Source organism: Paenibacillus sp. TAF43_2 (assembly GCF_052113545.1).
In the GTDB taxonomy this organism is placed as follows: Bacteria; Bacillota; Bacilli; order Paenibacillales; family Paenibacillaceae; genus Pristimantibacillus.
The window spans coordinates 1-10323 of sequence record NZ_JBFRDK010000205.1; the positions used below are offsets into that span (position 1 = coordinate 1).

General features: G+C 45.7%; 12 protein-coding genes. 11 read left to right on the forward strand and 1 reads right to left on the reverse strand.

Features of this window, described 5'->3' with window-relative positions; translation table 11 throughout:
- Positions 1-8: 8 nt before the first annotated feature.
- The 6 genes from yhbY to AB4Z17_RS28670 all read left to right on the forward strand — a co-directional run bounded on the left by yhbY (position 9) and on the right by AB4Z17_RS28670 (position 3637).
- A complete protein-coding gene (gene yhbY, locus AB4Z17_RS28645; protein ID WP_441963610.1) occupies positions 9-308 on the forward strand; it encodes a ribosome assembly RNA-binding protein YhbY in 300 nt (99 codons plus the stop codon).
- A 108-nt stretch (positions 309-416) separates the two neighbouring features.
- Complete coding sequence (nadD, locus tag AB4Z17_RS28650; protein WP_441963598.1) at positions 417-1007, forward strand: nicotinate-nucleotide adenylyltransferase; 591 nt, start codon at positions 417-419, stop codon at positions 1005-1007.
- On the forward strand, positions 997-1551 hold the full coding sequence (gene yqeK, locus AB4Z17_RS28655) for a bis(5'-nucleosyl)-tetraphosphatase (symmetrical) YqeK (protein WP_441963600.1): 555 nt from the start codon (positions 997-999) through the stop codon (positions 1549-1551). The genes nadD and yqeK overlap by 11 nt, the downstream gene beginning before the upstream one ends.
- Positions 1552-1572: 21 nt before the next feature.
- A complete protein-coding gene (gene rsfS / locus AB4Z17_RS28660; protein WP_054027809.1) occupies positions 1573-1920 on the forward strand; it encodes a ribosome silencing factor in 348 nt (115 codons plus the stop codon).
- Positions 1917-2873 (forward strand): CvfB family protein, encoded by a 957-nt coding sequence (locus AB4Z17_RS28665; RefSeq protein ID WP_339208547.1) that lies wholly within the window; start codon positions 1917-1919, stop codon positions 2871-2873. Before rsfS ends, AB4Z17_RS28665 begins: the two co-directional genes overlap by 4 nt.
- Complete coding sequence (locus AB4Z17_RS28670; RefSeq protein WP_441963602.1) at positions 2870-3637, forward strand: class I SAM-dependent DNA methyltransferase; 768 nt, start codon at positions 2870-2872, stop codon at positions 3635-3637. The genes AB4Z17_RS28665 and AB4Z17_RS28670 overlap by 4 nt, the downstream gene beginning before the upstream one ends.
- 707 nt (positions 3638-4344) lie before the next feature.
- Here the strand turns inward: AB4Z17_RS28670 and AB4Z17_RS28675 are convergent.
- Positions 4345-4578 carry a hypothetical protein gene (locus tag AB4Z17_RS28675; protein ID WP_441963604.1) on the reverse strand — a complete coding sequence of 78 codons (234 nt, stop codon included), beginning with the start codon at positions 4576-4578 and terminating at the stop codon, positions 4345-4347.
- A 265-nt stretch (positions 4579-4843) separates the two neighbouring features.
- Between AB4Z17_RS28675 and nrdI the strand changes: the two genes are divergently transcribed.
- From nrdI to AB4Z17_RS28700, 5 genes are all read left to right on the forward strand, one after another.
- On the forward strand, positions 4844-5203 hold the full coding sequence (gene nrdI / locus AB4Z17_RS28680) for a class Ib ribonucleoside-diphosphate reductase assembly flavoprotein NrdI (protein ID WP_076270063.1): 360 nt from the start codon (positions 4844-4846) through the stop codon (positions 5201-5203).
- The gene (gene nrdE, locus AB4Z17_RS28685; protein WP_441909845.1) at positions 5190-7274 is read left to right on the forward strand and encodes a class 1b ribonucleoside-diphosphate reductase subunit alpha; all 2085 of its coding nucleotides are present in this window, start codon (positions 5190-5192) and stop codon (positions 7272-7274) included. The genes nrdI and nrdE overlap by 14 nt, the downstream gene beginning before the upstream one ends.
- 142 nt (positions 7275-7416) lie before the next feature.
- Positions 7417-8373: a class 1b ribonucleoside-diphosphate reductase subunit beta gene (gene nrdF, locus AB4Z17_RS28690; RefSeq protein ID WP_076270061.1), complete on the forward strand. Its 957-nt coding sequence runs from the start codon at positions 7417-7419 to the stop codon at positions 8371-8373.
- Between the two features lie 157 nt (positions 8374-8530).
- Positions 8531-9508, forward strand: a complete 978-nt coding sequence (locus tag AB4Z17_RS28695; protein WP_441963606.1) for an ABC transporter ATP-binding protein — start codon at positions 8531-8533, stop codon at positions 9506-9508.
- Positions 9508-10311 carry an ABC transporter permease gene (locus tag AB4Z17_RS28700; protein WP_441963608.1) on the forward strand — a complete coding sequence of 268 codons (804 nt, stop codon included), beginning with the start codon at positions 9508-9510 and terminating at the stop codon, positions 10309-10311. Before AB4Z17_RS28695 ends, AB4Z17_RS28700 begins: the two co-directional genes overlap by 1 nt.
- The last annotated feature ends 12 nt before the right edge of the window (positions 10312-10323 follow it).

The window sequence follows — 10323 nt, forward strand, 5'->3', positions numbered from 1 at the left end:
CTCATCATTTGACACCGATTTTCCAAGTCGGAAAAGGCGGTACTCATCATTTGACACCGATTTTCCAAGTCGGAAAAGGCGGTACTAACGATCACCTCGTTCGTCATATCGAGGAGGCGATTGAGTCGCGCGAGCTTATCAAAGTTTCTGTTCTTAACAACTGTCTAGACGATCCTAAGGAAATCGGCGTTGAAGTTGCTAAATCAGCGGGCGCGGAGCTTGTACAAGTGATTGGCAAAACGATCGTTCTGTACAAAGAATCGAAGGACAACAAACAAATCGAGCTTCCTACAGCTGCTCGCAAATAATAAGGACCGAGACTTGCGCGGCGAATGCAGCTTTTTGTCATAAAGGGCATACTAGAAGACACGAGCTGTTAACGCTTCGACTTTGCTTGATAGGGAGGCGTTCAACAAGTGAGTAAGATAGGAATTATGGGCGGCACCTTCGATCCCATCCATATCGGTCATTTGATTGCTGCAGAAACCGCACGAGAGCAGAGCGGCTTGGACGAGGTGTGGTTCATCCCGTCATACGGACCACCGCTCAAAGCGAATGAGCCAGGCGTTAGCGGAGAGCGGCGCTACGAAATGGTATGCAATGCTATCGAGAGCAACAAGGCCTTCCGAGCGCTTGATATTGAATTGCAGCGCGGTGGCGTGAGCTATTCCTACGACACGATCGTAGAGCTGCAGGGACGTTATCCGAACCATTCTTTTTCCTATATTATCGGTTCAGATCGCATCAACGACCTGCCGAAGTGGCATGAAATCGAGCAGCTAGCTGCTCGAATATCATTTATTGGATTAGAGCGTCCAGGCAATCCGGTCGATATTTCCGTACTGCCGGTTTTTTTGCAGGAGCGGGTCAGCTTGGTTCACATGCCTGCCATTGCGATTTCTTCAACAGCGATTAGGAGCAAGGTGAAAGCTGGGCAGTCTGTTCAATACTTAGTGCCTGATTCGGTGAATAGCTACATGAGGAGGTACAACCTGTATGAATCGTGAGCAAATGATCGAAAAAGTAAGAGCGGAAATGCCTGAGCGAAGATGGCTGCATACACAGGGAGTTATGGAAACCGCGGTCATATTAGCTAATAGGTTTGGCGAAGATGCTGTACGAACTGAGCTTGCTGCCATTTTGCATGATGTTTCTAAGTACTGGAATGTCGATCGTATGCAGAAAGTCATTCGCGATCAAGCATTGCCAGCAGAGCTTTTGCTTTATGATAAAGAATTATGGCATGCACCCGTTGGGGCGTGGGTAGCCGAACATGAATTTGGTGTGGYGGACACCGAAGTGCTGGACGCTATTCGCTACCATACATCTGGTCGCCGCGGCATGTCGAAACTTGAGAAAATTGTTTGCCTTGCTGATTATATGGAACCAGGGCGAGATTTTCCAGGAGTAGACAAAATTCGCGAGCTTAGCGAGCATTCATTGGATCAAGCATTGCTTGCTGGCTTTAACTCTACAATTTCCTTCTTATTAGAAARAGGAAAACGAATATTTCCGCTAACAATAGAAGCAAGAAATAGTTTATTAGAATAATATTTAACAGGAGGCTGAGCTATGGCGTTACATTCGGATCAATTGCTTCAAATCACAGTCGCAGCAGCAGAAGACAAAAAAGCGGTGCGCGTTGTTGCTTTGAACTTAAAAGAAATTTCCTTGGTGGCGGATTACTTCGTCATTTGCAGCGGTAACTCGGATACACAAGTACAAGCTATCGCAACAGAAATTCGGAAACAAGCTGAGAAAAATGGCAATCGCGTGCGCGGAATCGAAGGTATGGATTCGGCAAGATGGGTGCTGATTGACCTCGGCGACGTTATCGTTCACGTATTCCATCGCGATGAGCGTGAATATTACAACATTGAGCGGCTTTGGTCCGATGCGAAGGTTGTGGAGTTTGCATGAGTTTTGTAGCCGGAACAACTTTGACTTTAAGGGTGGCACGCGAGGTGTCGCCCTACGGCTATTTTTTGAGCGATGAAGAATCGGATGTGCTCATGCATTATACCGAGCTTGTAGGCTCTAAGCCAAAAATCGGCGATGCAGTAGAAGTATTCATTTTTTACGATTCCGAGGATCGATTGGCTGCTACGATGAAGAAGCCGCTTCTCCAGCTAGGTGAGCTTGCTCGCCTGAAAGTAGCGGACGTTCATCCAAGGCTTGGCTGCTTCCTAGAAATGGGGCTTGGCAGACAATTGCTGCTTCCGCTTTCGGAGCTGCCGGAGAGTATTGAATACAGGCCTCTTCCTGGCGATGAAGTATTTGTTGTGATGAAGCATGACAAAATAGGAAGACTCGTAGCGAAAATTGCTTTTGAAGAGGAACTCTCGGAGCTTGTCTTCCATGCACCTGAGAGCTGGAATAATCAATGGGTTGAAGGCTGGGTAACTAAAACGCTGCAGCTCGGCTCGTTCGTCATGATTGATGGTGGCGTTGTAGGGTTTGGCGTTTATGGGCTTATTCCAAGCGCGGAACGAATCCGTCCGCTTAGACTTGGTGAGCGTGTAAGCGCTCGTGTAACCTTCATTCGTGAAGATGGCAGAGCTAACCTCTCCATGGCGCAGCGTAAGGAAGTAGGACGATTGGAGGATGCTGATCGACTGCTTGCCTTCATTAAAGAAAGACCAGGCGGCGGAATGCCATACTCTGATCAGACAGATGCCGACATTATTAAACAAAAATTCGGGATTAGCAAAGGTGCCTTCAAACGCGCTTTAGGCAAGCTGATGAGAGAAAGGCTTGTCACACAGAAAGGCAGCTGGACTTATTTGGCAGAACCGTCTGATGCGACGACCGAGCAAGCAGGAGAGCAAGCGAACGCTTCAGGCTCCTCAGCTGAGGGAGCTGACGGGCAATGACACGCTCTTATGGACAGTTCGCTGCTGTCTATGATCAGCTGATGGAGGATATGCCTTATGCAGAGTGGCTGGGCTTCGCAAGGGCCGGCTGGTCGCGCTATGGCATGCCTGCTACTGTCGTAGATCTTGGTTGCGGTACAGGGAGCATCTCGATTCCGTTAGCACGCTCGGGTTTCCATGTGTATGGAATCGATTTGTCATCGGACATGCTTACCGTCGCGCGCAGCAAGTGGGATGAGACGCCTCAGGCGGTTACGAGACCACGCTCCGGTTCGATTCGGTGGCTGCAACAGGACATGCGTGAATGGGAGCTGCAAGAGCCCGTTGATGCGGTCATTTCGTTTTGTGATTGCTTGAACTATTTGACGGAGGAAGAGGATATTGAGGCGGCTTTCCGAGCTACCTATGCCGGCCTTCGCAGCGGCGGTTCCTTTTTATTCGATATGCATCCGCCAAAGCAGCTCATTCGTTATGCGGAAGAACAGCCCTTTGTGCTTGATGAGCGTGATGTAGCCTATATATGGACATGCGACTTTGAAGAGGAGCGCTGCGAGATTGAGCATAACCTAACGATATTCTCGCGTGACCGCGATTCAAAGTTTTATCGGTTTGAAGAATCACATGTGCAGCGCGCTTACGATCCAGACTGGATCGAGTCAGCTCTGTACCGTGCGGGCTTTAAAACGGTTGACCGTTACGCAGATTTTGAGCTGAAGCCAGCTGACAGCGAGTCAGAGCGTTTGTTCTTCGCAGCAGTCAAATAATATGATCCACTAGAGATGGGTGTCTCATAGAGTCTAACTAGACTTTATGGGAAACCCTTTTTTGATCTGTCCGGCTATTCGCAGAAAAACGTCGCTTTATAAGAGACGACAAAAGGGGACTGTGGTGCGTTAGTACCTATACGTGCTTACAGAGTGGAATCGTCATGAGAGTACGCTCGAAAGCTCGCTGTAAGAACACATATGCGCTTATAGAGGAAAAGCAACCCTGGTTTGTGGTGGTTAAGCACACATATGTGCTTAATGAGTTGAATCGTCGTGAGATCACGCTCGAAAGTTCGCTGTAAGAACAAATATGCGCTTATAGGGGAAAAGTAACTCTGGTTTGTGGTCTTTAAGAACACATACGTGCTTACAGAGTGGGATCGTGGTAAGAGTATGCTAGAAAGTTCGCTGTAAGACCAAATATGCGCTTATAAAGGAAAAGCAACCCTGGTTTGCGGTGGTTAAGCACACATATGTGCTTAAAGAGTAGGGTCGAAGTATGAGTTGGTCTGTATAGATGTCGATTGCAATGTCGAAGTAGAAACATTGTAATCGACATCTATATCTAGCGTGAGTGTCGAAGTTTGACGAAAAGTAATCTGATTGTAAAATTTTATCAACAGCGTTTTGGTGAACGAGAAGTGCTATCGATTTCTTGAATTATTCGCTTGTATATATCTAGATCTTGTGACTTGTATATCCGATTATTCTCGAAGCGCATCTTTTAATCGGCTGTTCATGCCTGCGGTAGCAGATGCTTTTCGTATCGATTCAAGCTTCATTTTCTTGATCGTTTCGGCCATTAGATCTTGATCTTTTTCAAGTTTTTCGATGTATTTAAGCAGCTCCGGCACTGTATATCCGGCATCTTTGAACAGTTTTTCTAGCAATGCTCTTATTTGTTCTGCAGTTGTGTTTACGATTTTCAGGACCCCCAAAATAGCAATAAAATGTCACTATCACATCATATCCTCATCTGTTAAAATAGTCGAGTGCGCCAAAAAAATAGATTAATATTTTCTCCATAATTTTCATTGACTACTCCTATATATTGATGTAGAATCAAAAACATCAACTACATATTGATGTGGATTGGTGCCTTCAACGATTACCAGCGGTATATCTTGAACAAGCGCAGCTGACGGAATTGCTAGTCAGAAGCGCTTTTTAATTGCTTGATTACAGTAAGGGAGCGAACGTGTTATGCTAGTCGTCTATGATTCCAAAACAGGCAACGTCAAGCGTTTCATCAAAAAATTGAATATGCGGGCGGTGCCGATTGATGAGAGGGAAGAAGTTGACGAGCCGTTCGTGCTAGTAACATACACAACAGGGTTCGGCCAAGTTCCAGAGAAGGTAACTTCGTTTCTAGAAAGCAACTCTGGCATGCTCCGCGGCGTTTCTGCGAGCGGCAACCGCAACTGGGGAACCGGATTCGCTAAAAGCGCGGATACGATCTCACAAATGTACGATGTTCCAGTGATTTTGAAGTTTGAATTGTCAGGTACGAATCAAGATACGCAACATTTTGTCGAAAGGGTGCGAACCATTGAAGCATATTGAATTGAATAACGAATTGATGCAGCGCGGTGCAGACGGATTTTACCAGCTTGATAAAGATAAAGAGGCTGTCGCTGCATTTATGGAAGAAGTGGCTGAGAAGAGCGTGAAGTTCGACTCCCTCAAACATAAGCTAGAATACTTAATCGAAAACGATTATTACGATAATGTATACGAAAAGTATACATATGAGCAGGTTGAAGCTGTATTTACACTAACGGCAAACAGCGGCTTTGAATTCCAATCCTACATGGCTGCATCGAAGTTCTACAAGGACTACGCGATGAAGACCAACAACAAATCGCAATACTTGGAGCAATATTCCGATCGTGTAGCCATCGTTGCTTTGCATTTGGGCGAAGGCGATGCTGCTAGAGCACTTCGAATTGCGGAAGCGATGATTGACCAACGTTTGCAGCCAGCTACCCCCACCTTCCTCAACGCAGGCAAGAGCCGCCGCGGAGAAATGGTTTCCTGCTTCCTGCTTGAAATGGACGACTCACTTAACTCCATCAACTATGTACTCGGCACATGTATGCAGCTCTCCAAAATCGGTGGCGGCGTAGCCGTCAACCTATCGAAGCTTCGTGGACGCGGTGAGCCTATTAAAGGCGTAGAAGGCGCAGCAAAAGGCATTATGCCGGTGCTGAAGCTTATGGAGGATGCTTTCTCCTACGCAGACCAAATGGGACAACGCAAAGGTTCTGGAGCAGGCTACTACAATATTTTCGGCTGGGATATTATCGAATTCCTTGATTGCAAAAAAATTAACGCAGACGAAAAAGCACGTATTAAAACTCTTTCGATCGGCCTAATTATTCCGAATAAATTTTATGAGCTAGCTGCTCAAAACAAACCGCTATTCGTGTTCGGTCCACATTCCGTTCAGAAAGCATACGGCAAGCATCTCGACGATATGGATATGGACGAGATGTACGAAGAGCTGCTGGCTAATGAGCTGGTAACGAAGAAAAAAGTAATGAACGCACGCGACATGTTGACAAAAATCGCTTCGATTCAACTAGAATCTGGCTACCCATATATTATGAACAAATCGAATGCTAACAGCGTTCACGCTTTGAAGGATATCGGCTCTATCAAAATGTCCAACCTCTGCACAGAAATATTCCAGCTTCAGGAGACATCGGAAATTAAGGATTACGGCTACGAGGATGTCATTAACCGTGATATTAGCTGCAACCTTGCTTCCCTTAATATTGTTAACGTAATGGAGCACAAAAAGGTGAAGGAATCGGTACATGTTGGTATCGAAGCTTTGACGACGGTTAGTGATTTGTCTAATATCGACAATGCACCAGGCGTTCGCAAAGCGAATGAGGAGCTTCACTCGGTTGGACTTGGCGCGATGAATCTGAATGGATACCTTGCCAAAAACAAAATCGCTTACGAAAGTGAAGAAGCGAAAGATTTTGCCGGCGTATTCTTTATGATGATGAACTACTATTCCATTGAGCAAAGCATGGAGATCGCCAAAGAGCGCGGAATTACTTTCAAAGACTTCGACCGTTCGGAGTATGCGAAGGGCACATACTTCACTCGTTATGTGGAAAATGATTACCGTCCAAAAACAGACCGCGTGAAGGAATTGTTCGACGGTATGGAAATTCCATCACCTGAGGACTGGGCTGCACTTAAAGCAAAAGTCCAAGAACACGGCTTGTACCATGCTTATCGTCTGGCTATTGCGCCTACACAAAGCATTTCGTATATCCAAAATGCGACTTCAAGCGTAATGCCGATTGTTGAGCATATCGAGACACGTACGTATGCAAACTCAACTACTTATTATCCAATGCCTTATTTGGCGCAGGAAAATTACTTCTACTACAAATCGGCTTACAACATTGATCAGTTCAAGCTGATTGATCTTATTGCAGAGATCGGACAGCATATTGACCAAGGTATTTCGACTGTACTGCATGTTAACAGCAATGTGACGACTCGTGAGCTGGCGCGCTTCTATGTTTATGCTGCTCAAAAAGGTCTTAAATCGCTTTATTACACAAGAACGAAGCGGCTTTCCGTTGAGGAATGCACGAGCTGCGCAGTTTAAAATATAAGAAAGTATATGTTTTTCATATACTTTTCTTATATTTCTCCGCGAAACGAAAGCTATGCCTCTAAAAGACGGCATAGCCGTTTACGCTTGAGTACTATTTAAATGACGCTTACGTAGCAAAGAAGGAGCTCACCAAATGAAAGCAGTAAACTGGAACCGCCCAGATGACGATTTCACGTTAACATTCTGGCAGCAAAATGTAATGCAATTTTGGACGGATGAAGAAATTCCGTTATCAGATGATAAAATGGACTGGATGGAAATGACGGACGCGGAGCGCACGCTGTACAAAAATGTGCTCGGCGGTCTGACTTTGCTTGATACGATTCAAGGCGGCGTCGGCATGCCGAAGATTTTGGAGCATGTTGATGGCTTGCAGCGCAAAGCAGTATTGTCATTTATGTCGATGATGGAGCAAATCCATGCCAAATCGTACAGCAGCATTTTCACTACACTTGCTTCTGGCGAAGAGATCGACGAAATTTTCCTGTGGGTTGAGCAGAACGAACAGCTTCAGAAGAAAGCAAACTTGATTTCTTCTTGGTATTCGAACATCACTGGCCCGAAAGAGCTTTACAAAGCGATGGCTGCTTCTGTATTCCTGGAGAGCTACTTGTTCTATAGCGGATTCTTCTATCCGCTTTACTTGGCTGGACAAGGTAAAATGACGAGCAGCGGCGAAATTATCGATTTGATTTTACGTGATGAGAGCATCCATGGCTTGTACGTTGGCGTTCTAGCACAAGAGCTGTTCCAAACGTTTAGCCCTGAGGAGCAAGCACAGCTGGAAATCGAAATTTATGCATTGCTTAATGAGCTGTACGAGAATGAGATTGTGTATACAGAGCATCTGTATGCGCCGCTTGGCCTTGCTGAGGAAGTAAATGTATACGTCCGCTACAATGCGAACAAAGCGCTTATGAATCTTGGTATGGAGCCGCATTTCCCTGAGGAAGCGGTAAACCCAATCGTGTTCAATGGTATCAGTACGCATACGAAGCAGCATGATTTCTTCTCCAAAAAAGGTAATGGCTACGTACGTACGATTCACGTTGAGCCGCTTAATGATGACGATTTTGTTTTCAACTTCTAATAAAACTTAATTTAAATGCAACATAAGAGTCGCTCTTTATTCAGCCTTATAGGCAGAAAAAGAGCGATTTTTGATTTTTTTATTGAGGAAACAATTGACACATTATTCTTTCGATGTTAGTATTTCCCTCTCAAAACTTGCGCGGAGGTAAAAAATAGTGATTACAGTTCATGGGATAAGTAAATCGTATCAGGTTGCTAAACGCTCTTCAGGCGTTAAGCAAGCAGTAAAGGCATTATTCAAAAGGGAATACAAAGTTGTGGAAGCGCTTAACGATATTTCTTTCACGATTGAGCCGGGTGAAATTGTAGGATACATCGGACCTAACGGGGCGGGCAAGTCAACGACCATTAAAGTGATGAGCGGCATTCTTGTGCCAGACAGTGGTACATGTACGGTCATGGGTTATACGCCGTGGAAGGATCGGGTCGCGTATGTGAAGCATATTGGTGTTGTTTTCGGTCAGCGTTCTCAGCTGTGGTGGGACGTGCCAGTCATCGATTCCTTCGATCTGCTGCGGGATATTTATAAGGTGCCAGAGCAGGAGTATCAAAGCACATTAGCATTGCTTACAGAAACGCTTGAGCTGCAGGAAATTATTCAGATGCCAGTAAGACAGCTTAGTCTTGGACAAAGGATGCGCTGCGAAATTGCGGCTTCCCTGCTGCACAGCCCAAGTGTACTATTTCTGGATGAGCCCACAATAGGCCTCGATGCCGTATCCAAAATCGCTGTACGCAGCTTCATCAAGCGGATTAATGAAGAGAAAGGCGTAACGATCATTTTGACCACTCATGACATGAATGATATTGAAGCGCTGGCGAACCGGATAATCCTCATTGGTAAAGGAAAGCTGCTTTATGATGGCAGCCTAAGTGCGATACGCAGCCAGTTCGGAACACAAAAAACGATTACAGTCGTATACAGCCACCGCGCTGAACCGCTTGAGATTGCTGGTGCTGTCGTTGAAGAATGGTCGCCTGAGCGTGCTGTGCTAAGCGTCGATACAGCTCAGGTTGTCATAAGCGATGTGCTCATCCGTCTGTCTGAGCAGGTGGAGCTTCTCGATGTCACGATTGATACGTTGCCTATTGAAGATATGATCGTTCAGCTGTATAAGGAGCATCAAATATAATGAAAGCGTATATTTCGGTATTTAAGCTGCGTCTCACATACGGATTGCAATACCGTACCGCAGCGCTGGCGGGAGTTGCGACTCAATTTTTTTGGGGTTTCATTATCATTATGGTGTTTGAGGCGTTTTATAGCGGGACAACCACTCCGCCTCCGATTTCATTGAAGCAGCTTATCACATATGTATGGCTGCAGCAGGCTTTTCTTTCGTTTGTTATGTTGTGGTTCCGTGACAATGAGCTATTCGGACTTATAACGACAGGCAATATTGCTTACGAGCTTTGCAGACCTAGCGGCATATACGGATTATGGTATGCCAAGCTTATTGCACAGCGGCTCTCGAGTGCCATTCTAAAAAGTATCCCTGTTTTAATCGTAGCTTTTTTTCTGCCAGAGCCTTACCGGATGCCGCTGCCAGAAGATCCAGCAGCCTTTGTTTTGTTTATCGTTGCTTTATTGCTTGGACTGCTTATGATTGTTGCCCTTTCTATGTTGATGTACATATCCGTGTTCGTTACGCTTTCACCGGCTGGCTCGCTGCTTATGTTTGGTGTGATCGGCGAATTTCTGGCAGGCATGGTTATCCCCGTGCCTCTTATGCCCTCATGGCTGCAAAACATTGTATATGTGCTGCCGTTTCGATGGACAGCGGATTTCCCATTTCGAGTTTACTCGGGACATATTGCTAAGGAAGAAGCGCTCATCGGCATCGGTGTTCAACTGGTTTGGTTTGTTGTACTAGTGGCCTTAGGCAGGCTGGCAATGGCAAAAGCATTACGTAGAGTTGTTGTGAATGGAGGGTAACCCATATGAGAT